A 22,772-nucleotide genomic window follows, 5' to 3' on the forward strand; every position below is an offset into this window, starting at 1 on the left:
ATGAATCGCGAAATGAGCCCGCAACACAGCCCATGGCGCCTGTCGGTGGCCCCGATGATGGACTGGACGGACCGGCATTGTCGCTACTTCCACCGCCAGCTCAGCCAACACGCCCGCCTGTACACCGAGATGGTGACCACGGGTGCGCTGCTGCACGGCAATGTGCCCCGCCATCTGGACTTCAACACGGAAGAGCACCCTGTGGCCCTGCAACTGGGCGGCAGCGAACCTGCCGACCTGGCCGCCTGTGCCAAGCTGGCCCAGCAATGGGGTTACGATGAGGTCAACCTCAACTGCGGTTGCCCCAGCGAGCGCGTGCAACGCGGCGCTTTTGGCGCTTGCCTGATGGCCGAAGCGCCTTTGGTGGCCGATGGCGTCAAGGCCATGCTGGATGCCACGGGTGGCAATGCACGCATGCCGATCACGGTCAAGCACCGCATTGGCATCGACCAGGGCGAGAGCTACGACTTCGTTCGCGATTTCGTGGGCACGATCGCCGACACTGGCTGCGAGGTGTTCATGGTGCACGCCCGCAATGCCTGGTTGAAGGGCCTGAGTCCTAAAGAGAACCGCGAGGTGCCGCCACTGCGTTACGAGTTCGTGCACCGGCTCAAGCGCGATTTTCCAAACCTGACGATTGTGCTCAATGGGGGCATCACCGACAACGCACAGATTGCCGAGCAACTCAAACCGGGTTCGGTTTACGAGGGGGTGACACTGGATGGTGTCATGGTCGGCCGTGCTGCATACCACCAGCCCTGGATGATGGCCAACTGGGATGCCCTGTTCTATGGCGACGAATCCTTGGGCACCGACCGGCGCCGTGAAGACCTGGAAGCGGCCATGGTGGCTTACTGCGAGCGTGAAATCGCGCGCACCCAGGGCATGGAAGGCTCGGCGGTGCGCTGGCCCGCAGTGATCCGGCACATTCTGGGCCTGTACAACGGCTTGCCCGGTGCGCGCCGTTGGCGTCAGGTTTGGTCAGACCATCAACTCAAGGCCTTGCCGCCTTCCGAGGTGATGCGCCTTGCTCATCAGCGCGCATGAAAAAAGGCACCCGAAGGTGCCTTTTTGTTGTGCGAGGTGGAAACCTCTGACCGAGTGATCGATCAGGCGGTTTCGCCAACCACGGCAACGGTCACGTCCACCACCACATCGGTGTGCAAAGCCACCGACACGCTGTGTTCGCCAACGATCTTCAAAGGACCATTGGGCATGCGCACCTGGGCCTTGGCGACCTCATAGCCAGCCTTCTTCAGGCCTTCGGCGATGTCGGCGTTGGTGACCGAACCGAACAGGCGGCCGTCAACGCCAGCCTTTTGGCTCACGGTCACGGTTTTGCCGCTCAGGCGATCGCCCAGGGCTTGGGCTGCTGCGTGCTTCTCGGCTTGGGCCTTTTCGATCTCGGCGCGGCGAGCTTCGAATTCGGCGATGGCCTTTTCAGTGGCACGGCGGGCACGGCCCGAAGGGATCAGGAAATTACGGGCGTAGCCGTCTTTGACCTTGACCACGTCACCCAGGCTGCCCAGGTTGACGACTTTTTCGAGGAGGATGATTTGCATGTCGAAAACTCCTTAGACCTTGTGCTGGTCGCTGTAAGGCAGCATGGCCAGGAAGCGAGCGCGCTTGATGGCGGTTGTCAGCTGGCGTTGATAGATCGCGCGCGTGCCGGTCAGGCGAGCGGGGATGATCTTGCCGTTTTCGGCGATGAAGTCGCGCAGGGTGTCGACATCCTTGTAGTCGATCTGCTCAACACCGGTGACGGTGAAGCGGCAGAAGCGCTTGCGGCGGAACAGCAACGATTGGGTGTTGCGTTTACCTTTGCGGTCTTTGGAGAACTTGCCGTTCTTGGAACGAGGAGCGGGCATTTGATGACCTCTTTAAACAGTGTCGTTGAGTTCGGTGATGTGCAGCAGCACGCCGCGTCCGTTGCGAGGAGCTCCCAGGAAACCAGCCAGCCCGAAGGGCACGCCAATCTCGAATCGGGTCAATTGCTCGGCAATCGATCCGATGGCCACCGCCTTGATGTCCATGGCCACCTTGCGGGGCTGCTGGGCTTCGACGACATCCGATTCATGTTTCAGAACCAGGTCGAGGGCGGGTAATCCGGCCGGGGTGTATCTCAGCGCTTTGCGTTCGATGATCTGGGCTGTCAACAGCACACGGTTCATGAGAACGCGGACGCGATGCCTTGCGGCATCAATCAGGCAGCAGCTTGTTGCTCTTGGTGACTGGCCTTGCGGGCTTCATCACGCTCAACTTGCTTCATCATGATGGACGGGCCGGCCGGAGCCTTGTCGTTCACCACGGTCAGGTGACGCAGCACGGCGTCATTGAACTTGAAGCCGGTTTCGAGTTCAACCAAGGTTTCCTTGGTGGTCTCGATGTTCAGGCACAGGTAGTGCGCCTTGGCCAGCTTGACGATCTGGTAAGCCAGTTGACGGCGGCCCCAGTCTTCAACGCGGTGCACCTGGCCGCCGGTGGAAGTGATCAGGGTCTTGTAGCGCTCCAGCATGGCCGGAACTTGTTCGCTTTGATCCGGGTGGATCAGCAGCACGATTTCATAGTGACGCATAAATGCTCCTTATGGATTCCCCGCCTGGCGCCTTTGAATGGGTCACCAGGAAGGATGGAAGCCGTCGCGAAGCGTCAAACCCGCAAACGGCAAGGGCTGCTCAAATGTCTAAAACACATCCAAGCAACAAATGGGTAGCCCAAGATTATAGTGCGGATATTGACTTTTGCCAATATCCGCGCTGCAGGCCTACTGAGGGCTTACTTCTTCTGTGCCAGGCGCTGCCAGGTTTCAACCACCGTGTCGGGGTTGAGTGACATCGACACGATGCCTTCCTCGGCCAGCCAGTCGGCAAAGTCGGGGTGGTCACTGGGGCCTTGTCCGCAAATGCCAATGTATTTGCCTTGAGCTCGGCAAGCCGCGATGGCGCGCGAAATCATGGCCTTGACGGCTGGATCGCGCTCATCGAAGTCTTGCGCCAGCACTTCCAGGCCGGAATCACGGTCCAGGCCCAGGGTGAGCTGGGTCAGGTCGTTCGAGCCGATGGACATGCCGTCGAAGAATTCCAGGAACTGGTCAGCCAAGATGGCGTTGCTGGGCACCTCGCACATCATGATGACCTTGAGGCCGTCCTTGCCGCCTTGCGATTCGCGCACCAGGCCGTGGTCGGCCAGCATGGTGGTGACCTTCTCGGCCTGCTTCAGGGTGCGCACGAAAGGCACCATAATTTCGACGTTGGTCAGGCCCATGTCGACGCGCACGCGCTTGAGGGCTTCGCATTCCATGGCAAAGGCCTCGCCGAACTCGGCGCTGATGTAGCGCGAGGCGCCACGGAAGCCCAGCATGGGGTTTTCTTCTTCAGGCTCGTAGCGCGAGCCGCCGATGAGCTTTTTGTACTCGTTGGACTTGAAATCGGACAGGCGCACGATGACGGGCTTGGGCCAGAAGGCGGCGGCGATGGTGGCGATGCCTTCGGCCAGCTTGTCGACGTAAAAGGCTCGTGGGCTGGCGTGGCCACGGGCAACGGACTCGACGGCCTTTTTCAGGTCGTTGTCGACATTGGGGTAGTCGAGGATGGCCTTGGGGTGCACGCCGATGTTGTTGTTGATGATGAATTCGAGCCGCGCCAGGCCCACGCCGCTGTTGGGCATCTGGGCGAAGTCAAAAGCCAGTTGCGGGTTGCCCACGTTCATCATGATCTTGATGCCGACGTGGGGCATTTCGCCGCGCGTGACTTCGGTGATCTCGGTTTCCAGCAGGCCGTCGTAGATGTGGCCAGTGTCGCCTTCGGAGCAGGCCACGGTGACCAGGGCGCCGTCCTTCAGTTTTTCGGTCGCGTTGCCGCAGCCAACCACGGCGGGGATGCCCAGTTCACGCGCGATGATGGCGGCGTGGCAGGTGCGCCCGCCCCGGTTGGTGACGATGGCGCTGGCGCGTTTCATGACTGGTTCCCAATTGGGATCGGTCATGTCGGTGACGAGCACGTCACCGGGTTGGACGGTGTCCATGTCGGCCAACGAGTGCACCACGCGCACGGGGCCAGTACCGATCTTCTGGCCAATGGCGCGGCCTTCGGCCAGCACGGTGCCGGTGCTCTTGAGCTTGTAGCGCTGCTCGGTCTTGCCTTGCTGCTGGCTCTTCACGGTCTCAGGCCGGGCCTGCAGGATGTAGATCTTGCCGTCGGTGCCGTCCTTGCCCCACTCGATGTCCATGGGGCGGCCGTAGTGCTGCTCGATGACGAGCGCGTACTTGCCCAGCTCGGTCACGTCTTCGTTGCTCAGGCTGTAGCGGTTGCGCAGTTCGTGCGTGGTGTCCACCGTGCGCACAAGCTTGCCGGAGGCTGCTTTTTCCTCGGGCGTGGCGAACTCCATCTTGATCAGCTTGGAGCCCAGGTTGCGGCGGATCACGGCCTGCTTGCCAGCTTTCAGCGCGGGCTTGTGCACGTAGAACTCGTCAGGGTTCACGGCGCCTTGCACCACGGTCTCGCCCAGGCCATAGCTGGAGGTGATGAAGACGACGTCTTCGAAGCCCGATTCGGTGTCGATGGTGAACATGACGCCAGCGGCACCCAGGTCAGAGCGCACCATGCGCTGCACACCGGCCGACAGGGCCACCACGTCGTGGGCGAAGCCCTTGTGCACGCGGTAGGAGATGGCGCGGTCGTTGTACAGCGAGGCGAACACTTCCTTCATCTTGTGCAGGATGTCTTCGATGCCGACGACGTTCAGGAAGGTCTCTTGCTGGCCGGCAAACGAGGCGTCGGGCAGGTCTTCGGCGGTGGCCGACGAGCGCACGGCGAAGGAGGCCTGCAGGTTGTCGCCAGCCAGCGTGACGAAGGCGTCGCGGATGGCTTTTTCCAGATCAGCCGGGAAAGGTTGTGCCTCGACCCAGCCGCGGATTTCGGCACCGGCTTCGGCCAGGGCCCGGACGTCTTCGGTGTCCAGGGCAGCCAGGCGTTGGCTGATGCGCTCGGTCAGGCCGTTGTGTTTGAGGAATTCACGGAAGGCGTGGGCCGTGGTGGCGAAGCCGGTGGGCACGCGAACGCCATCGGGCAGTTGCGAAATCATCTCGCCCAGGCTGGCGTTTTTGCCGCCAACGGACTCGACATCGGTCATGCGCAGTTGTTCAAAGGGCACGACCAGGGCGGTCGGCTCAAAGAGGGTAGACATAGACAAAGCTCCAAGATAAAAAAATGGGTCTGTGGCAAGTCCGCCCGGGGCCGTGTAATTGTATTTATGGGGCCCTTCAGGCGATCTGCGCACCAAGTTGATCGGATTGTAGGGGGCAGCCTATGATCCTGCCTTGTTCAAGCTCTTTCCCGGCGTTACCCATGTCTGACCGCAGCGTTTTTTTCGTGTCCGATGGCACCGGCATCACTGCCGAAACCCTGGGCAACTCCATCCTGGCCCAGTTCGCGGTCAAGCCGCGCCATGTGCGCCGGCCCTTCATCGACACGGTGGACAAGGCTTTTCAGGTGGTGAGAGAGATCAACGCCGCTGGTGAGCGCGAGGGCAAGCGCGCCGTGGTGTTCACCACTTTGGCCAATGACGATGTGCTCAACATCCTCAAGGCGTGCAACGGCAAGGTCTTTGACATGATCAAGACTTTTGTGGAGCCGCTCGAGGAAGAGTTCGGCCTGAAGTCCAACCACCGGGTGGGCCGCTTCAGCGACGCCAGCCAGGACCGCGAGTACAACGACCGCATCGACGCCATCAATTTCACGCTGGAGCATGACGACGGCCAGTCTGGGCGCAGCCTGGAGACGTCGGACGTGGTGCTGGTGGGTGTGAGCCGCAGCGGCAAGACGCCGACTTCTTTGTATTTGGCGATGCAACATGGCATCAAGGCGGCCAACGTGCCCTTGATCCCCGAGGATTTCGAGCGCGGCTTCTTGCCCGCCATGCTCAAGCCTCACAAGAAGAAGTGCTTCGGCCTGACCATCGACCCAGTGCGTTTGTCCCAAATCCGCAATGAACGCCGGCCCGGCAGCAAGTACGCCAGCCTGGAGAACTGCCGATTGGAGGTCAGCCAGGCCGAGGCCATGATGCGGCGCGAGGGCATTGCCTGGCTGTCGTCCACCCATAAATCGATCGAAGAGATCGCCACCACCATCCTGCGCGACCTGCGCCCTGACCGACTGATCTATTGATGCCTGAATTTGAAGAATCTCGGCCCTTCACCGAGAGCAATGCCTTGAAGCCTTTCATCAGCACCGACGAGGATTCGATGTCGATGCAGTTCGACATGAGTCTGATCCAGAGCCGCATGAGGCTGGATGACCCCATCGCGCTGGACCTGCAGTACACGCGGGCGATGATGGCGTTTTTGATGCTGAACCCCGAGCCGGCCAAGGTGCTGATGATCGGCCTGGGTGGTGGTTCGCTGGCCAAGTATTGCCATGTACACCTGCCGCAGGCCGACATCACCGTGGTGGAGATCAATCCCCACGTCATTGAGGTGCGGGATGCCTTCAAGGTGCCACCCGACAGCGATCGCTTCCGTGTGGTGTGCGACGACGGGGCGGCCTTTGTGGCGAAGACGAAGCAGGGCACCTATGACCTGATCATGGTGGATGGCTTCAACTATGAAGGCCAGCCCGAAACGCTGATCAGCCTGGATTTCTACAAGGCCTGCCGCAAGGCTTTGACCGCCTCGGGCATCCTGGTGGTCAACCTGTCGGACGTTGAGCCCGAATGCACCCGCCTGGTCGGGCGCATCTGGCAGATCTTTGGCGAGCCGGTGATGGCCTTGGACATCGAGTGTGGCGGCAACCGCATCGTGGTGGCCAGCACGGAAGAAGTGTTCCGCGCTTGTGCAGGCAGCTTTGGACGGCGTTGGGCCGAGCTGTCGGTGGCGCACAAGGAAACGCTGCGCTTCACCACGGCATCGATCGAGTATGAACTTGAGCCTTGGCAAGGCGCAAAAAAAGCGGCCAAGGTGGTCAAGCCCAAAAAGCGCGGTCGGTGATCCACCCCTGAGGGTCACACTCACCCTGTTTCGGGGGTGAGCAGGGTATGTGCGGGTCGCGTCGCGTTGCACGGTCTTCATAAAGTGTGTGGATTGAATCCACACCAAAGAGGACAGGCCATGTCGATCCATTCTTCTGCTGCCGCGCCGCGCGCTGCTTCCTTCAACGCTCGTTGGCTGGGTGCCGCCGTGCTGTCCCTGGTCGCGGGCCTGTCCCAGGCCCAGGTGCATGGCCCCAATCCCACGGTGGCATCGCTGGAAGCCGCCGCCGGGCCTTATGCGGTGGCCAATTCGGCGGTGAGTGCGCCCAGTGGCTACGGGGCGGGCACCGTTTTTTATCCCACGGTCCGCACCGAAGGCCAGTTTGGCCTGGTGGTGCTGGCGCCCGGTTTCCTGGCGGTGCAGGGCTACTACAAGTGGTTGGCGGAACGCGTGGCCTCGCATGGCTTCGTCGTGGTGACGGTCAACTTCAACAGTGTTTTCGACCAACCTGATGCACGCGCCACACAGATGGCCAAGGCGCTTCAGCAGGTGGTGGCCTTGAGCAAGACATCGACCTCGCCTTACTCGGGTGTGATCGACACGGCTCGTCAGGCGGCCATGGGCCATTCCATGGGCGGCGGCGGCGCCTTGGCCGCGGCGCGCGGCAACCCGGCGCTGAAGGCCACGGTGGCGCTGGCCCCGTGGCACGGCACCAAAGATTGGTCGATGCTCCAGGTGCCGACGCTGATCGTCTCGGACGAAAAAGACTTCATCGCCACCAACAGCGAGCACTCCAATCCCTTTTACGCCAGCTTCAATGCCGCGCTACCCAGCGCCAAGATCGAGCTGGCGGGCGCCGACCACTTGTGCGGCATCCAGATCAGCGCCGAGAAGTGCAAGACCGCGCTGGCCAAGTACTCGATCGCGTGGCTCAAGCGCTTTGTCGATGGCGATGCCCGCTACACGCCATTCGTGAAGAACAAAACCGCGGAGATGTCGGCTTTCGACACCCGCGGTCAGTACTGATCAGGCGTAATCGCTGACCGGCACGCAAGAGCAGAACAGGTTGCGGTCGCCGTAGACGTTGTCCACGCGGCCCACCGGCACCCAGTATTTTTGCTGGCGCAGACTGGCCACCGGGTAGGCGGCCTGCTCGCGGCTGTAGCCGTGCGTCCACTCGCCCTTGAGCAATGAAGCGGCCGTGTGCGGCGCATTCTTCAAGGGATTGTCGTCTTGCGGCCATTGGCCTTGCTCGACCTGTCGGATCTCTTCGCGGATGGCAATCATCGCGTCGCAGAAGCGGTCCAGCTCAAACTGCGATTCGCTCTCGGTGGGCTCGACCATCAAGGTGCCCGCCACGGGAAAGCTCAGTGTGGGCGCGTGGAAGCCATAGTCGATCAGGCGCTTGGCCACGTCCTCGGCGCTGACGCCGCTGCTGTCCTTCAGAGGGCGCAGGTCCAGGATGCACTCGTGGGCCACGCCGCCGCCCTTGATGGCCGCGTTGCCGCCGCTGAAGTGGATGTCGTAGTGGTCGGCCAGGCGGGCGGCCACGTAGTTGGCGTTGAGGATGGCGATCTCGGTGGCGTCCTTCAGGCCATCGGGGCCCATCATGCGCACGTACATCCAGCTGATGGGCAGCACCGCGGCGTTGCCCAAGGGCGCGGCGCTCACGGCACCCACTTGGCTGTCGGTGCCGATGCCGGCGGCGCGGTGGGCGGGCAGGTAGGGCACCAGGTCTTCGACCACGCAGACGGGGCCGACGCCGGGGCCGCCACCGCCGTGGGGGATGCAGAAGGTCTTGTGCAGGTTGAGGTGGCTCACGTCGCCGCCGAACTCGCCGGGCGCGGCCAGGCCGACCAGGGCGTTCATGTTGGCGCCGTCCACGTAGACGCGGCCGCCGTGCTGGTGCACCAGGGCGCACAGCTCTTTCACACGGGTCTCGAACACGCCGTAGGTGGAGGGGTAGGTGATCATCACGGCGGCCAGGTTGGCGCTGTGCTGCTCGCACTTGGCGCGCAGGTCGTCCAGGTCGACGTTGCCATCAGCATCGCACTTGGTGACGACCACCTTCATGCCGACCATTTGCGCGCTGGCGGGGTTGGTGCCGTGGGCGCTTTCAGGGATCAGGCAGATGTCGCGGTGGCCTTCGCCACGGGCATCGTGGTAGGCCTTGATGACCAAGAGGCCGGCGTATTCGCCTTGCGAGCCGGCGTTGGGCTGCAGGCTGATGCCCGCGTAGCCGGTGGCCTGGCACAGCCAGGCGCGCAGTTGCTCGTCGAGCAGCGCATAGCCCTTGAGCTGGTCTTGCGGGGCGAAGGGGTGGATGTTGGCGAACTCGGGCCAGGTGATGGGGATCATCTCGCTGGTGGCGTTCAGCTTCATGGTGCATGAACCCAGGGGGATCATGGTGCGGTCCAGGGCCAGGTCCTTGTCGGCGAGCGAACGCAGGTAGCGCAGCATCTCGGTCTCGGAGTGGTGCGTGTTGAAGACCGGGTGCGTCATGAAGCTGCTGGTGCGGCGCAATGCCTGCGGGATGGTCAATGCCACGCCCGATTCAAAAGCAGCGAACGAAGGCAGGGCCTTGCTGCCGGCGAACACGGCCCACAGGTCGATGATGTCGTCGCGCGTGGCAGTCTCGTCCAGCGAGATCGTCAGGCTGTCAACGCTGGCGATGCGCAGATTGATGCCAGCCTTTTGCGCGGCGGCGACCATGGCGTCGCGGTCGCCTTCAGCCAGCACTTGCACCGTGTCGAAATAGGTGGTGTGAACCACCGTGCGGCCCAACGCCTTCAAGCCTTCGGCCAGGATGGCGGTGTAGCTGGCCACGCGCAGGGCGATGCGCTTCAAGCCTTCGGGGCCGTGGTAAACCGCGTACATGCTGGCCACGACGGCCGGCAGCACCTGCGCCGTGCAGATGTTGGACGTGGCCTTTTCGCGGCGGATGTGCTGTTCGCGCGTTTGCAGGGCCAAGCGGTAGGCGGGGTTGCCGTGCGTGTCGACGCTGACGCCGACCAGGCGGCCAGGCATCGAGCGCTTGTAGTCGTCGCGCGTGGCCATGTAGGCGGCGTGCGGGCCGCCGTTGCCCATGGGCATGCCGAAGCGCTGCGTGTTGCCCACGGCGATGTCGGCGCCCAATTCACCGGGCGACACAAGCAGGGTCAAGGCCAGCAGGTCGGCGGCCACGATGGCCAGCGCGCCCTTGGCGTGCAGCGCATCGATCAGGGGCTTGAGGTCGCGCACCTGACCGTTCACGCCGGGGTACTGCATCAGCGCGGCGAAGCAATCGTTGCCGGTCAGGTGCTCGGCCAGTTTGGCGGCGTGCACCAGGTCGACCGTGATGCCCAGCGGCTTGGCGCGGGTCTGGATCACTTCCAGCGTTTGCGGCAGCACGTCGTGGCAGACCACGAAGCGCGTGCTCTTGGACTTGCCGGCACGGGCCGCCAAGGTCATGGCTTCAGCGGCCGAGGTGGCCTCGTCCAACATCGACGAGTTGGCAATCGCCATGCCGGTGAGGTCGCACACCATGGTCTGGAAGTTGACCAGCGCCTCCATGCGGCCCTGTGAGATCTCGGCCTGGTAAGGTGTGTAAGCCGTGTACCAGGCGGGGTTCTCGAGGATGTTGCGCAGGATCACGCCTGGTGTCAGCGTGCCGTGGTAGCCCTGGCCAATGAAGTTGCGCATCAGGCGGTTCTGGCTGGCGATGCGTTTCAGGTCGGCCAGCGCCTGCGCTTCGCTCAAGGCGGCTGGCAGTTCCATGGGCGCGGGGCGCTTGATGGAGGCGGGCACGATGCCGTCGATCAAAGCCTGCCGCGAGGCCACGCCCACCCTGCTCAGCATGTGCGCCTGCTCGGCATCCCGGGGGCCCAGGTGTCGGGCTTGGAACTCACGGGCGTTTTCCAGTTCAGCGAGGGTGGGGGTGTGGGTCAGCATGGTCGGGCTTGGCAATCAGGGGTACAGCAGGGCGGGGCGAAAAGGGGTCAGGCGTTCTTGACCAGGTCGTCGTAAGCGGTCTTGTCCAGCAAAGCGTCCAGTTCGGACGGGTTGGCCAGCTTGACCTTGAAGAACCAGCCGGCGCCCAGCGGGTCGGTGTTGGCCAGCGAAGGGTCGTCGCACAAGGCTTCGTTGACTTCGGTGATCTCGCCGGTCACGGGCATGTAGACGTCGGCGGCGGCCTTGACGGACTCGACCACCCCGGCCACGTCATGCGGCTTGAACGTGGCGCCGACGGCGGGCAGGTCCACGTAGACCACGTCGCCCAGGGCGTCTTGCGCGTGCACGGTGATGCCGACGGTGGCGGTGCCGTCAGCTTCGATCTGCAGCCATTCGTGTTCGGGGGTGTACTTGATGGTCATGGGGTTTCTCCTGTGCGGCTCAGCCGCGGTAGTAGCGATTGGGAACGAAGGGCAGGGTGGTCACGGTCATGGGCACGCGCTTGTCACGCACCAGGGCGAACACCGGCGTGCCGACGGCCGCGTGGGTGGATGACACGTAGGCCAGTGCGATCGGCTGGTTGATGCTGGGGCCGGGCGAACCGCTGGTGACAATGCCCAGGGGCGTGCCGTCCTCGGCGATGATTTGCGCACCTTCGCGCACGGGCACACGCTCGCTGCCGATCAGGCCGACGCGCTTGCGTTGCACGCCGTGCGCCAGTTGCTCGTCGATCACGCGGGCACCGGGGTAGCCGCCCGCGCGCGTGCCACCGGCTCGGCGCACCTTCTGGATGGCCCAGGTCAGCGCGCCTTCCACGGGTGATGTGTCGGTGTTGATGTCGTGGCCGTAGAGGCACAGGCCGGCTTCCAGGCGCAGGCTGTCGCGCGCGCCCAGGCCGATGGGTTTGACTTCGGGCTGGGCCAGCAGTGCACGGGCCAATGCTTCGGCCTGCGCGGCGGGCACCGAGATCTCGAAGCCGTCTTCACCGGTGTAGCCGGAGCGTGTGACGAAGCAATCGGCGCCATTCAACACGAAGTGGCCGCCAGTCATGAAGGTGAGCTTCTGCACGTCGGCGTTCAGACGCGCCAGGGCGGTCACGGCTTGCGGGCCTTGCAGCGCCAGCAGGGCCTGGTCGGGCAGGGGCTGCACGGTGCAGCGCTGGCCAATGTGCGCTTGCAGGTGGGCGATGTCCTGCACCTTGCAGGCGGCATTGACGATCACGAAGATGTCGTCTTCGCGGCGCGTGACCATCAGGTCGTCCAGGATGCCGCCGGTGTCGTTGGTGAACAGGGCATAGCGCTGCTTGAACACGGGCAGATCGACGATGTCGACGGGCACCAGGGTTTCAAGCGCCCTGTCGGCATCCGAGCCCTTCAGAAGCAACTGGCCCATGTGCGAAACATCGAACAAGCCGGCGGCGGCACGCGTGTGCTTGTGCTCGGTCATCAGGCCGGTGGGGTATTGCACCGGCATGTCGTAGCCCCCGAAGGGCACCATCTTGGCGCCGAGTTCGATGTGCAGGGCGTGGAGGGGCGTTTTGAGCAGGTCTGCAGACATGAGCGTGCCTGACCGCCAGGCCAGGAAGAGGGCATTGACATGGTTCCAGGGGACGCCATGCTTGTTAAGCAAAACGCCTTCCCGGTGCTGCCCTCGCTGTCCGCTTTACCTGAGAGATTGACCCATCGCCACGGCATGACCATGGCGGCGCGGGCTTGCCCCTTCGGTGGGTTGGCTCGAAGGCCAACCTCTCTCCAGTGAGGATCACCTTGCAAGCAAGGTGTTGCCAGTCCTTTTGCCTGAGCGTTCGGATGGCAAACCACCCTGCGCCTTCGGCGACCCGTTTTACCCGTGTTGACACGCGCAGCAGGGTTCTCTCCTAGCAGCGGGGATTGTATGCGAGGAAGTGCCGGGCGTGGTTCACTTGAAACACGTGAGCGAAGGGACTTTGGGGACTTGGCACGATGTTTGTGTGCAGGTGCTAAAACCTTGTTTCTGCCCTTCAACCACACCCAATAAATCCCACACGGCATGGTCACCAAGGCACCCGCGCGCAAGAGCGCCACCCCTCCCACCCCCGTCAAAACCACCGCCGCCAAACGCAATGCACCCCTGCTGCGCGACATCCGCCTGTTGGGCCGGATCCTGGGCGATGTGATCCGCGAGCAAGATGGGCGCGAGGCCTACGAACTGATCGAGCGGATCCGCCAGTTGGCCGTGGCCTACCGCGCCCGCCGCGACGACGTGGCCGGCAAAGACCTGGACCGCCTGCTCAAAAACCTGTCGGCCGACCAGAGTGTGTCGGTGATTCGCGCTTTCAGCTACTTTTCGCACCTGGCCAACATGGCCGAAGACCGCCACCAGGTGCGCCAGCGCGAGCACACCGCCAAGGTGGCCACACCCGGCTCGTTGGCGGCGTGCTTTCAACGTCTGGCCGACGAAGGCGTGCGCGCCGACGACATCGCCGCCTTGCTCAAGCGCGCCTACCTGTCGCCCGTGCTGACTGCCCACCCGACCGAGGTGCAGCGCAAGTCCATCCTCGATGCCGAGCGTGCCGTGGCCGAACTGATCGCCCGCCTGGACATGGCCGACGAGGAAGAGCGCCAGGAGATCGAGCCCGCCTTGCGCGCTCGCGTGACCCAGCTCTGGCAGACGCGCATGCTGCGTTTCACCAAGCTGACCGTCGCCGACGAGATTGAAAATGCGCTGAGCTATTACCAAAGCACTTTCCTGCGCGAGATCCCGCGCCTCTATGCGCAACTGGAGCGCGCTTTGCCGGGCCGAGAAGTGGCGTCCTTTCTGCGCATGGGCCAATGGATTGGGGGCGACCGCGATGGCAATCCCAATGTCAGTGCCCAGACACTGCAACTGGCCATGTCGCGCCAGGCCGAAGTAGCCTTGCGCCACTACCTCACCGAGGTGCACCAGTTGGGCGCCGAGCTGTCGATGTCAGGGCGCCTGGTGGGCATCACGCCGCACATGGCGGTGCTGACCGACCGTTCTCCTGACTTGAACCCGCACCGCGCGGATGAGCCCTACCGCCGGGCTCTCACCGGCGTCTATGCGCGCCTGGCCGCTACGCTGGAAGAGCTGACCGGCACCAAGGCCTTGCGCCACGCCGTCGCGCCCCAAAACCCCTACGCCAGCGCCGACGAGTTCCTGGCCGACCTGCGCACGGTGGACACCTCCTTGCGTACCCACCACGCCGCCGTGCTGGCCGATCTGCGCGTCAGGCCTTTGATCCGCGCGGTGCAGGTCTTCGGCTTCCATCTCGCCACGCTGGATTTGCGCCAAAGCTCGGACCAGCACGAACTGGTCATCGCCGAACTGCTGGCTACGGCCAAGGTCGAACCCCAATACGCCAAGCTGGATGAAGATGCCAAGCAAGCCTTGTTGCGCCAGTTGCTGTGCGAGGCGCGCCCCTTGCGAGTGCAAGGCGCCAACTACAGCGACCTGGCCAAGGGCGAGCTGGCCATCTTCGAAGCGGCCGCCACCGCCCGCCGCCGCTACGGCCCGCAGGCCCTGATCCACTACATCATCTCGCACACCGAAACCGTGAGCGACCTGCTGGAAGTGCTGCTGCTCCAAAAGGAATGCGGTCTGATGCGTGGCACCTTGGACGATGCCGATTCACAGGCCGAATTGATCGTCGTGCCCCTGTTCGAAACCATCGCCGACCTGCGTCACGCCACCGACATCATGCGCGGCTTCTACGCTGTCCCCGGCATCGCCGATCTCGTCAAGCGATCAGGCGGTGAGCAGGACATCATGCTGGGCTACAGCGACAGCAACAAGGATGGTGGCTTCTTCACCAGCAACTGGGAGCTGTACCGCGCCGAGATCTCTTTGGTTGCTTTGTTCAAGGACTTGCGCACCAGTCACGGCATCGGCCTGCGCCTGTTCCATGGCCGCGGCGGCACGGTGGGACGGGGCGGTGGCCCAACGCACCAGGCCATCCTGGCGCAACCGCCCGGCACCGTGAACGGCCAGATTCGCCTGACGGAACAGGGCGAGGTGATCGCCTCCAAATACGCGCATCCCGAAATCGGGCGGCGCAACCTGGAGACCCTGGTCTCGGCCATGCTGGAAGCCAGCTTGATCCAACCAAGCAAACCCGTGCCCAGCGCATTTTTGCAAACCGCCGATGCCATCTCGCAGGCCAGCATGGCGGCCTACCGCAAGCTGGTCTACGAAACCCCAGGCTTCACCGATTACTTCTTCGCCGCCACGCCCATCCGCGAGATCGCCGAGCTCAACATCGGTTCGCGCCCGGCCTCGCGCAAGTCCACCCGCCGCATCGAAGACTTGCGCGCGATTCCCTGGGGATTCTCTTGGGGACAATGCCGCGTGGCCTTGCCGGGTTGGTTCGGCATGGGCTCGGCCATCGAAGCTTTCCTGAGCGCGCCAGGCACGGAGCGCAAGGCTCAGCTGGCCTTGCTGCAGCGCATGCACAAGCAATGGCCTTTCTTCGGCACCTTGCTGTCGAACATGGACATGGTGCTGGCCAAGAGCGATCTGGCCATCGCCGAGCGTTACGTCGCCCTGGTCGAGGATAAAAAACTGGGCAAGAAGATCATGTCGGCGATCCGTGCCGAATGGGATCTGACCAACCAGGCCCTGAACCTGATCACCGGTGCCAAGGCTCGCCTGGCAGCCCAGCCCGAACTGGCGGATTTTTTGGCCTACCGCTTTCCGTATGTGGATCCGCTCAACCACTTGCAGGTGGAACTGATGCGCCGCCACCGCAAGGCACAAGACACGCGCGCCTCGGAGGTGGAAGGCGAGACTGTGGCCGAGCGTGTGCAGCGGGGCATTCACCTGTCGATCAACGGCGTGGCGGCCGGGCTGCGCAACACGGGCTGAGCTTGAAAAAAGCCCGGGTCTCACGGCCCGGGCTTCATTTCCATCACTTCATCAACAGGTTGGGCAACCACAGCGACAAGGGCGGCCAGTAGGTGACCAGCACCAGGAAGCCCAGCATCGTCAACAGCCATGGCCACACCGCGATGGTCAGCTCGGTGATGCCCATCTTGGTGACCCCAGATGCCACGTACAGGTTCAAGCCCACCGGTGGGTGGCACATGCCCACTTCCATGTTCACGATGATCAGGATGCCAAAGTGCACCGGGTCAATGCCCAGCTTCATGGCCACCGGGAACAGGATGGGCGCCATGATCAACACGATCGACGATGGCTCCATGAAGTTACCGGCCAGCAGCAGCAGGATGTTGACCACCGCCAGGAAGGCGATCGGGCCCAGGCCCATGGCGATCAGCCAGTCGGCCAGGTGCTGCGGGATGTTTTCATTGGCCAGCACGAACGAGAACAGAACCGCGTTGGTGATGATGTACAGCAGCATCGCGCTCATGTTGGCCGAGGCCAGCAACACCCGTGGCACGTCCTTCAGCTTCATGTCCTTGTAGATGAACACCGCGATGACGAAGGCATAGACGGCGGCCATGGCGGCGGCTTCGGTCGGTGTGAACAGGCCGGTGTAAATACCGCCCATCACCACCACGATCAGCAGCAATCCCCAGAAGGACTCGCGCAGGGCCTTGAGTCGTTGGGCCAGGCTGGCTTTGGGTTGCCGTGGGTAGTTGAACTTGCGGGCCCGCCACCAGGCCGTGAGGCCCAGGAAGAAGGCCAGCAAGATGCCTGGCACGACGCCGGCCATGAACAGGGCGCCGACCGATGTGTTGGTGGACACCGAGTACATCACCATCACGATGGAAGGCGGGATGAGGATGCCCAGTGCGCCAGACGTGGTGATGATCCCGGCGCCGAACCGGGGCGGGAACCCGGCTTTGGCCATCGCTGGCAGCAGGATCGAGCCAATGGCCACCACCGTGGCGGGCGATGAGCCCGACACCGCCGCGAACAAGGCGCAGGCCAGCACGCCGGCCAATCCCAAGCCACCATGCCAGTGCCCGACCATGGACGTGGCGAAATTGATCATGCGTTTGGCCACCCCCCCGTGCGTCAGGAAGTTGCCCGCCAGGATGAAGAACGGGATCGCCATGATCTCGAACTTCTCGATGCCGGTGAACAGCTTGAGGGCGACCGATTCCAGGGGCACTTGCGTGAACCCGAAAATGAAGCTGAGCACCGTCAGGCCCAGGGCGATGGAGATGGGCATGCCGGTGAGCATCAACATCACCAGCAGGCCAAGAATGATCAGGCCGTTCATGCGGAAGCTCCTTCGTCCAGGCCGTCCACGTGGCCATGGTCATGGTGAGGCAACTCACCGGTGTGTTGAAACGACCAGGCCACTTGCAGGAAGCGGAAGCACATCAATGACGAGCCCAGCGGAATGGCCATGTAGATGATCCAGGTGGGCCATTCCAGGTCGGGTGTGGTGGGGCCTTCGATCAGACCCTCCATGTTCAGACCGAATGCCTGATAGGCAGCGTGGTGCAGCCCGTTGTCCCAGACAAAGGTGGCACCCAGGGTAGCCACCACGCCGGTGAACAGGGCACCTGCCAGCAAACTGAACATCACGAAGAACTTGCGCTTGGGTGCTGACAGGCGGTTGATCATCACGTCGACCCCGACGTGGATGCCGGTGCGCACGCCATAAGCCGCGCCAAATTTGGCCATCCAGACGAAGAGGTAGATGCAGGCCTCTTGCGTCCAGGCCATGTTCAAGCTCAGCAGCCAATCCTGCACCCCAGGGATGTTGAAGGCAATGACGTAGCGGTGCACCACCGACGCGAAGATGATGAGGGTGGCGGCGGCCATGAAGGTCGATATCAGCCACTCCTCCAGGTGATCAAGCCATTTCATGGCGTTCTCCCTTTCGGTTCAGTCAGGTCATGAAAAAGCCCACACGGGGGTGGGCTCAGGAGGTGTCGTCCAAAGCTCAAAGCTTGCTTGGGTCGAAGCCGGTTTCCTTGTAAATGGCCCGCAGCGTTTCCTCGCCAATGCGCGAGGTCATCTGCTGGTGAACGGGCACCAAGGCTTTCTTCAGGGCCAGGCGCTCGGCCGGAGTCGGCGTGTAGATCTCGGTCTTGCCTGCGGCCTTGACCTTGGCCAAGGCTTCCTGGTTGTCGGCAAAGGCGTGGTCATTGGCCACCTTGGTCGCTTCGGTGATGGCCTGGGTCAGTTGGCCCCGGATATCGGTGGGCAGTCCGTCCCAGAACTTCTTGTTCACGACCACGGCATAACCCAGGTAACCGTGGTTGGTGACGCTGAGGTGTTTTTGCACTTCGTACATCTTCTGCGTGTAAAGGTTGGACGGTGGGTTCTCCGTGCCGTCGACCACGCCGGTCTGCAAGGCCTGGTAAGTCTCGGAGAAAGCGAGCACTTGGGGCAGGGCGCCCAAGGCGCGCATTTCAGCGTCCAGCACTTTGGAGGACTGGATCCGCATCTTGGTGCCCTTGTAGTCGGCGACGGCCTTCAAAGGCTTGTTGGCCGAGAACACCTTGAAGCCGTTGTCCCAGTAGGCCAGGCCAGTGATGCCCCGGGTTTCCAGCTTGGCCAGCAGGCCCTTGCCCACGGGGCCTTCGGTCACGCGGTGCAGGTCGGCGTAGTCGTCAAAGATGAAGGGCAGGTCAAAAACCTCGAACTCTTTCACACCCAGTGGCGCGAACTTGGACAGCGAAGGCGCCAGCATCTGCACGGATCCCAGTTGCAGGGCTTCCAGCTCTTCCTTGTCCTTGTACAACTGGCTGTTGGGGTAAACCTCTACCTTGACGCGGCCCTTGGTCAGCTCTTCCGCGCGCTTGGCGAAAAAAGTGGCGGCTTTGCCCTTGGGCGTGTCCATGGCCACCACGTGGCTGAACTTGATCACGATGGGGGCCTGCGCGAAGGCGCTGGGCACCAAGGCGATGGCGGCAGCGGCGGCCAGGAAGTGGCGGCGCAAGATCTTTCCGGCGAAGGACTGGGTCATGTTGGTCTCCTCAGGTATGGGGGCAAGTGGATTGTTCTCCCCTGCGTCGGCATGGGAAATTGTGGAGTTCCACATTCGTGCGTGCCGGATGGGCAGTACTTCCGGATGGCGGCATAGACTTCTGCTCATGAGCCCTCCCATTAGTGCGCCACCCCGTCCCACGCTGGCCGTGCCTCCAAGACCGCGGTGGCGCGTGTGGGGCTCTGTCGTGTCGGTGGTGCCGCACTTGTGGGCCTGGCCATTGGTGCTGTCGCTGCTGTTCGCGGGCGGCGTGATGGGGTGGCTGCGCTCGGTCGAACGAGCCGATCTGGACAGCCAGCGTGCTGAAATGATCTCTGATGCCTTGTCCTTGGAAGCCCAGGTCAGCAACCGACTGGACGCTGAAGCCAGCCGCCTTCGGACCTTGGCCGACGTGATCAATGGCCACAATGGCAAGGCCTTGTCCGCCGCGGGCTTTGCCCAGCACGCCCTGGTGTTGGATGGTTTGCGCCGTTTCTGGATCAGCGTGACCTGGCTGGACGCCAATGGCCGCATCGTGGTCCAGGTGCCCGATGACAGCATGCCCGCCCATTCGTCGGCGCGAAGCGGGGTTGAGGAGCGCGGGCTGGCTGGCCATTTGTCGGCGCCATTGCAAGACGGCAGCGGCAATCCCGCCGGCTTGCTGGTGGCGCGTTATCTGCCAGCCGAGGTCTTGCGCCAGAAGGTGCCTTGGTGGCTGGCACGCAAGTACGACATCCGCCTGGTCGATGAGCTGGGGGAGGTGATCGCCTCCACGATTGACGGCCCGCGCCTGGCCCGCCAGGCCTGGTACCGTGTGCCGGCGGGGCCATCTTTGCCGCAGGCTTTTCTGGAACTGTCGGCGCGCGAGACCATCAAGCCGTGGTGGCGGACCTTGCCCGTGGTCTTGATGACCGGCTTTGTCTTGCTGATCGGCGGTGCGAGCTGGATGCTGCGCCGCCAGATGCAAGGCGTGTCGCGCGCTGAGGAAGCCTGGCGCACCGAAGCCGCCTGGCGCACCGCCATGGAAAATTCTCTGGCCGTGGGCATCCGCGCACGCGATCTGGATGGGCGCCTGGTCTATGTCAACAAGACCATGGCCGACATGCTGGGCTACCAACCCGAGGAGCTGATCGGATCGATGCCCCCCATGCCTTACTGGCCCAGCAACGAGCTGGAGCAGGCCATGCAGCGGCATTTGCGCAACATGGCTGGCCAGGCCCCGCGTGAAGGCTATGAGTCACGCTGGCAATGCCGCGATGGGCAAATCCTGGAAGTGGTGGTGCTGGAGGCGCCCTTGGTGGACGCCAAGGGCCAGCACATCGGCTGGATGGCCTCGATCCTGAACGTGACCGAGCGCAAGCGCCTGGAAGAGCGTGAGCGCAAGCAGGCGGACACCATGGCCCACCACTCGCGCCTGACGATGCTGGGCGAAGTGGCTTCGACCCTGGCACACGAGTTGAACCAGCCTCTGTCGGCCATCGCCAGCTACAACGCGGGCGTGCTGAACGCGCTCAGCCGCGAGCCGGGCAGCGATCCGGCCTTGCTGATCGCCTTGAAGCGAATGGGTGAGCAGGCCTCGCACGCAGGCCGCATCGTCAAGCGCATACGCGAGTTCCTGACCCGGCGCGAGCCGCAGCGTGAGCCTTGCAACATCAACCAGGTGGTGGCCTCGGCCGTGGCCCTGCTCAGCCGCGAGATATCGCGCCACGGCATCACCGTGACGACCGAGCTGGACGCCAGCCTGCCGATGGTGATGGCGGACCCCATCCTCATTGAGCAGGTGGCCGCCAACCTGGTGCGCAATGCATGCGACGAGCTGGCCCATTCCGAGCAACCTCGTCGTGTTCACGTGCAGACTTTGCTGGGCGCGGGCGGGCGGTTCGCCAAGGTGGTGGTCACCGACAGCGGGCCAGGGCTGGGCGGCCGCAGCATCGATCAGCTGTGCCAGCCGTTTTATTCGACCAAATCCGATGGCATGGGCATGGGGCTGGCCATTTGCCGTTCAATCATCGAATTGCACTATGGTGGGCTGGATGCCGAAGAGGCCTCTGGTGGCGGCGCCAGCTTGTCGTTCACCGTGCCATGCCTGCGCCCTGAAGACCTGGAGGAGACCGCGTGATGAGACCCGATCAAGGCATTGTGTACCTGGTGGATGACGACACCGTGGTGCGAGACGCGTTGGCTTTCTTGCTCGGATCCCGGGGCCTGCTGGTATTCAGCTTCGACGGTGGGCCGGCGGTGTTGGCTTACTTGGCAGCCAGCCCACGGCCCATCCGAGGGGTGTTTCTGGTTGATGTGCGCATGGAGCCCATGTCGGGCCTGGTGCTGCACGAAGAGCTCCTCAGCCAAGGCATCCGCAACCCCTTGCTGTTCCTCAGCGGGCACGGCGACATCCCCATGGTGGTCGAATCGCTCAAGAAGGGTGCCTTCGATTTTCTGGAGAAGCCCTACGCCGACAACGCCTTGGTGGACCGCATCGAGCAAGCCCTGACCATCGAGCGCGCCATGCTGCTGGACGACGCCAGGCAGGCCGAAGGGCATGCGCGTCTGGCCAGTCTGAGTGAGCGCGAGCGCGAGGTCATGCCCCGGGTGGCGGCCGGCAAGCTCAACAAGGTCATCGCCGATGAGCTGCACATCGCGGTGCGCACGGTCGAGGTCCACCGGGCGCGGGTTTTCTCGAAATTGGGGGTGCGCACAGCGGCGGAGTTGGCCACTTGGTTGTCTAATTTCGGGGGTATTGACGCATCTGCGAAAATACAGAGATAAGGAACGGGATTTTCCCGAAGACGCTGATGAATTCGCCGCAAGACTCCAGCCACCCACAGGCCCCTGAATCGCAACAGGTGTCCCTGGTGGCCCAAGCCCGTGTGCCCACCGAGCACGGCACCTTCACCATGAAATTGTTCAAGGAACAGCCTTCTGGCCTTGAGCACGTTGCCCTGGTCATGGGCGAAATGGGGGGCACGACACTGGTCCGCGTTCACAGCGAATGCATGACCGGCGATGTGTTTGGCTCACTGCGCTGCGACTGCGGCCCGCAACTGCACTTTGCGCTTGATGAAATCGGCAAGCAAGGCAGTGGCGTGGTGCTCTACCTGCGCCAGGAAGGGCGTGGCATCGGCCTGATCAACAAGCTCAAGGCTTACGCTCTGCAGGATGAAGGGCTGGACACGGTCGAGGCCAATTTGCGGCTGGGCTTCCCGGCCGACTTGCGCAATTTTGAGGTCGCCGCGCAGATGCTGTCCCAGCTTGGCGTGGATGCCGTGCGCCTGATGACCAACAATCCGCGCAAGGTGGCCACACTTGAAAAGCATGGCGTCAAGGTGGTGGAGCGGGTGCCGGTGCGCAGCCTGTCGCAGTCAGAGAACCACCACTACCTGGCCACCAAGGCCCTCAAGCTGGGCCACCACATGGATTGGTTGCCAGAGTACATCCCGCCCAAATCCGACGACGAGGCTCCGCCGTCCTCAAAGCTTGGGTAGGTCCAGCGCCTGGGGCTCGTGCCCCCGGCTAACCAGCCAGTCGCGCAAAGCCAGGCCGGTGCTGGATGGCCAGTAGCGCGCCTTGGCGGGCGCAATGCGTTTGTAGTCCACCAGTTCATCGCCCAGGGTGATCACACCCGTGGCGGGCACGTGGTACGCGATGATGATCTGGTTCTGACGCGGGAAGGCGTAGTGGCCGATGAAGTGGGTGCCTTGCGCCTGCAGGCCCAGCTCCTCCATCACCTCGCGCTCGATGGCCTCTTCGGGGCTCGGATCGGTTTTCTCCAAAAACCCCGTGATCAGGGCGTAGAAGGGCACCGGCCAGGCCTTGTTGCGGGCCAGGATGATCTCGCCTTCGTGCTCAACCACGGCCGCCACCACGGGCACCGGGTTGTCCCAGTGGACATAGGTGCAACCGGGGCCCAGGCAGGAGAGCCGCATGACGGTGTCCAGCTCGCGCTCTTGCAAAGGTTGGGCGCATTGAGGGCAGAACTTGAAAGCCATGTTTTGT

At 63.2% G+C, this 22,772-nt stretch carries 20 protein-coding genes and 2 riboswitches; of the genes, 8 read left to right on the forward strand and 12 right to left on the reverse strand.

Annotated features, from left to right (window positions below):
• Positions 1-12: 12 nt before the first annotated feature.
• Positions 13-1,047 (forward strand): tRNA dihydrouridine(20/20a) synthase DusA, encoded by a 1,035-nt coding sequence (gene dusA / locus LQ232_RS22070; RefSeq protein ID WP_230182550.1) that lies wholly within the window; start codon positions 13-15, stop codon positions 1,045-1,047.
• Positions 1,048-1,109: 62 nt separating this feature from the next.
• Here dusA and rplI read toward each other — a convergent pair whose 3' ends face one another.
• From rplI to ppsA, 5 genes are all read right to left on the reverse strand, one after another.
• Positions 1,110-1,562, reverse strand: coding sequence for a 50S ribosomal protein L9 (rplI, locus tag LQ232_RS22075; protein ID WP_230182551.1), 453 nt, complete (start codon positions 1,560-1,562; stop codon positions 1,110-1,112).
• 12 nt (positions 1,563-1,574) lie between these two features.
• Entirely contained in the window at positions 1,575-1,868 is a 294-nt protein-coding gene (gene rpsR / locus LQ232_RS22080) for a 30S ribosomal protein S18 (RefSeq protein WP_230182552.1), read from the reverse strand.
• 12 nt (positions 1,869-1,880) lie between these two features.
• Positions 1,881-2,171: a primosomal replication protein N gene (gene priB / locus LQ232_RS22085; protein WP_230182553.1), complete on the reverse strand. Its 291-nt coding sequence runs from the start codon at positions 2,169-2,171 to the stop codon at positions 1,881-1,883.
• A gap of 32 nt (positions 2,172-2,203) precedes the next feature.
• Entirely contained in the window at positions 2,204-2,575 is a 372-nt protein-coding gene (gene rpsF / locus LQ232_RS22090; RefSeq protein ID WP_230182554.1) for a 30S ribosomal protein S6, read from the reverse strand.
• A 200-nt stretch (positions 2,576-2,775) separates the two neighbouring features.
• Positions 2,776-5,184, reverse strand: coding sequence for a phosphoenolpyruvate synthase (ppsA, locus tag LQ232_RS22095; protein ID WP_230182555.1), 2,409 nt, complete (start codon positions 5,182-5,184; stop codon positions 2,776-2,778).
• 161 nt (positions 5,185-5,345) lie between these two features.
• On the opposite strand from ppsA, the gene LQ232_RS22100 reads away from it, so the two are divergent.
• The 3 genes from LQ232_RS22100 to LQ232_RS22110 all read left to right on the forward strand — a co-directional run bounded on the left by LQ232_RS22100 (position 5,346) and on the right by LQ232_RS22110 (position 7,990).
• Positions 5,346-6,164 (forward strand): pyruvate, water dikinase regulatory protein, encoded by an 819-nt coding sequence (locus LQ232_RS22100; RefSeq protein WP_230182556.1) that lies wholly within the window; start codon positions 5,346-5,348, stop codon positions 6,162-6,164.
• The gene (locus tag LQ232_RS22105; protein WP_230182557.1) at positions 6,164-6,982 is read left to right on the forward strand and encodes a fused MFS/spermidine synthase; all 819 of its coding nucleotides are present in this window, start codon (positions 6,164-6,166) and stop codon (positions 6,980-6,982) included. The genes LQ232_RS22100 and LQ232_RS22105 overlap by 1 nt, the downstream gene beginning before the upstream one ends.
• Positions 6,983-7,102: 120 nt before the next feature.
• Positions 7,103-7,990 (forward strand): alpha/beta hydrolase, encoded by an 888-nt coding sequence (locus tag LQ232_RS22110; RefSeq protein ID WP_230182558.1) that lies wholly within the window; start codon positions 7,103-7,105, stop codon positions 7,988-7,990.
• Here LQ232_RS22110 and gcvP read toward each other — a convergent pair whose 3' ends face one another.
• From gcvP to gcvT, 3 genes are read right to left on the reverse strand one after another with little or no spacing between them, the layout of a single operon-like run.
• Entirely contained in the window at positions 7,991-10,894 is a 2,904-nt protein-coding gene (gcvP, locus tag LQ232_RS22115; protein ID WP_230182559.1) for an aminomethyl-transferring glycine dehydrogenase, read from the reverse strand.
• 47 nt (positions 10,895-10,941) lie between these two features.
• Entirely contained in the window at positions 10,942-11,316 is a 375-nt protein-coding gene (gene gcvH, locus LQ232_RS22120; protein ID WP_230182560.1) for a glycine cleavage system protein GcvH, read from the reverse strand.
• A 19-nt stretch (positions 11,317-11,335) separates the two neighbouring features.
• Positions 11,336-12,451, reverse strand: coding sequence for a glycine cleavage system aminomethyltransferase GcvT (gene gcvT / locus LQ232_RS22125; protein WP_230182561.1), 1,116 nt, complete (start codon positions 12,449-12,451; stop codon positions 11,336-11,338).
• An 86-nt stretch (positions 12,452-12,537) separates the two neighbouring features.
• Positions 12,538-12,659, reverse strand: a riboswitch (glycine riboswitch).
• 9 nt (positions 12,660-12,668) lie between these two features.
• Positions 12,669-12,783: riboswitch (glycine riboswitch) on the reverse strand.
• A 139-nt stretch (positions 12,784-12,922) separates the two neighbouring features.
• Between gcvT and ppc the strand changes: the two genes are divergently transcribed.
• Positions 12,923-15,754, forward strand: coding sequence for a phosphoenolpyruvate carboxylase (gene ppc, locus LQ232_RS22130; RefSeq protein ID WP_230182562.1), 2,832 nt, complete (start codon positions 12,923-12,925; stop codon positions 15,752-15,754).
• Between the two features lie 43 nt (positions 15,755-15,797).
• Here the strand turns inward: ppc and LQ232_RS22135 are convergent, their stop codons facing one another.
• The 3 genes from LQ232_RS22135 to LQ232_RS22145 form a co-directional block, all read right to left on the reverse strand.
• Positions 15,798-17,078, reverse strand: a complete 1,281-nt coding sequence (locus LQ232_RS22135; protein WP_230182563.1) for a TRAP transporter large permease — start codon at positions 17,076-17,078, stop codon at positions 15,798-15,800.
• Entirely contained in the window at positions 17,075-17,674 is a 600-nt protein-coding gene (locus LQ232_RS22140) for a TRAP transporter small permease (protein ID WP_230182564.1), read from the reverse strand. Before LQ232_RS22140 ends, LQ232_RS22135 begins: the two co-directional genes overlap by 4 nt.
• Before the next feature lie 76 nt (positions 17,675-17,750).
• Positions 17,751-18,779 (reverse strand): TRAP transporter substrate-binding protein, encoded by a 1,029-nt coding sequence (locus tag LQ232_RS22145; protein WP_230182565.1) that lies wholly within the window; start codon positions 18,777-18,779, stop codon positions 17,751-17,753.
• 127 nt (positions 18,780-18,906) lie between these two features.
• Here LQ232_RS22145 and LQ232_RS22150 point away from each other — a divergent pair, with 127 nt between their 5' ends.
• From LQ232_RS22150 to ribA, 3 genes are read left to right on the forward strand one after another with little or no spacing between them, the layout of a single operon-like run.
• On the forward strand, positions 18,907-20,898 hold the full coding sequence (locus LQ232_RS22150; protein WP_230182566.1) for a sensor histidine kinase: 1,992 nt from the start codon (positions 18,907-18,909) through the stop codon (positions 20,896-20,898).
• Positions 20,898-21,545 carry a response regulator transcription factor gene (locus tag LQ232_RS22155; RefSeq protein WP_230182567.1) on the forward strand — a complete coding sequence of 216 codons (648 nt, stop codon included), beginning with the start codon at positions 20,898-20,900 and terminating at the stop codon, positions 21,543-21,545. Before LQ232_RS22150 ends, LQ232_RS22155 begins: the two co-directional genes overlap by 1 nt.
• 26 nt (positions 21,546-21,571) lie before the next feature.
• Positions 21,572-22,261: a GTP cyclohydrolase II gene (ribA, locus tag LQ232_RS22160; RefSeq protein ID WP_230182568.1), complete on the forward strand. Its 690-nt coding sequence runs from the start codon at positions 21,572-21,574 to the stop codon at positions 22,259-22,261.
• On the opposite strand, the gene LQ232_RS22165 is transcribed toward ribA, so the two are convergent.
• Positions 22,247-22,765: an NUDIX domain-containing protein gene (locus LQ232_RS22165; RefSeq protein WP_230182569.1), complete on the reverse strand. Its 519-nt coding sequence runs from the start codon at positions 22,763-22,765 to the stop codon at positions 22,247-22,249. The two genes, ribA and LQ232_RS22165, sit on opposite strands and share 15 nt — an antisense overlap.
• Between the last annotated feature and the right edge of the window lie 7 nt (positions 22,766-22,772).

Source organism: Aquabacterium sp. CECT 9606 (genome assembly GCF_918741295.1).
Classification (GTDB): domain Bacteria; phylum Pseudomonadota; class Gammaproteobacteria; order Burkholderiales; family Burkholderiaceae_C; genus Aquabacterium.

Bases quoted from the DNA above. Each gene is read 5' to 3' on its own strand.
- gcvP (WP_230182559.1), bottom strand. From the start codon at position 10,894: ATGCTGACCCACACCCCCACCCTCGCTGAACTGGAAAACGCCCGTGAG.
- LQ232_RS22150 (WP_230182566.1), top strand. From the start codon at position 18,907: ATGAGCCCTCCCATTAGTGCGCCACCCCGTCCCACGCTGGCCGTGCCT.
- LQ232_RS22100 (WP_230182556.1), top strand. From the start codon at position 5,346: ATGTCTGACCGCAGCGTTTTTTTCGTGTCCGATGGCACCGGCATCACT.
- priB (WP_230182553.1), bottom strand. From the start codon at position 2,171: ATGAACCGTGTGCTGTTGACAGCCCAGATCATCGAACGCAAAGCGCTG.
- LQ232_RS22155 (WP_230182567.1), top strand. From the start codon at position 20,898: ATGAGACCCGATCAAGGCATTGTGTACCTGGTGGATGACGACACCGTG.
- LQ232_RS22165 (WP_230182569.1), bottom strand. From the start codon at position 22,765: ATGGCTTTCAAGTTCTGCCCTCAATGCGCCCAACCTTTGCAAGAGCGC.
- LQ232_RS22145 (WP_230182565.1), bottom strand. From the start codon at position 18,779: ATGACCCAGTCCTTCGCCGGAAAGATCTTGCGCCGCCACTTCCTGGCC.
- LQ232_RS22140 (WP_230182564.1), bottom strand. From the start codon at position 17,674: ATGAAATGGCTTGATCACCTGGAGGAGTGGCTGATATCGACCTTCATG.
- gcvT (WP_230182561.1), bottom strand. From the start codon at position 12,451: ATGTCTGCAGACCTGCTCAAAACGCCCCTCCACGCCCTGCACATCGAA.
- LQ232_RS22105 (WP_230182557.1), top strand. From the start codon at position 6,164: ATGCCTGAATTTGAAGAATCTCGGCCCTTCACCGAGAGCAATGCCTTG.
- LQ232_RS22135 (WP_230182563.1), bottom strand. From the start codon at position 17,078: ATGAACGGCCTGATCATTCTTGGCCTGCTGGTGATGTTGATGCTCACC.
- dusA (WP_230182550.1), top strand. From the start codon at position 13: ATGAGCCCGCAACACAGCCCATGGCGCCTGTCGGTGGCCCCGATGATG.
- ppc (WP_230182562.1), top strand. From the start codon at position 12,923: ATGGTCACCAAGGCACCCGCGCGCAAGAGCGCCACCCCTCCCACCCCC.
- rplI (WP_230182551.1), bottom strand. From the start codon at position 1,562: ATGCAAATCATCCTCCTCGAAAAAGTCGTCAACCTGGGCAGCCTGGGT.
- rpsF (WP_230182554.1), bottom strand. From the start codon at position 2,575: ATGCGTCACTATGAAATCGTGCTGCTGATCCACCCGGATCAAAGCGAA.
- ppsA (WP_230182555.1), bottom strand. From the start codon at position 5,184: ATGTCTACCCTCTTTGAGCCGACCGCCCTGGTCGTGCCCTTTGAACAA.
- ribA (WP_230182568.1), top strand. From the start codon at position 21,572: ATGAATTCGCCGCAAGACTCCAGCCACCCACAGGCCCCTGAATCGCAA.
- LQ232_RS22110 (WP_230182558.1), top strand. From the start codon at position 7,103: ATGTCGATCCATTCTTCTGCTGCCGCGCCGCGCGCTGCTTCCTTCAAC.
- gcvH (WP_230182560.1), bottom strand. From the start codon at position 11,316: ATGACCATCAAGTACACCCCCGAACACGAATGGCTGCAGATCGAAGCT.
- rpsR (WP_230182552.1), bottom strand. From the start codon at position 1,868: ATGCCCGCTCCTCGTTCCAAGAACGGCAAGTTCTCCAAAGACCGCAAA.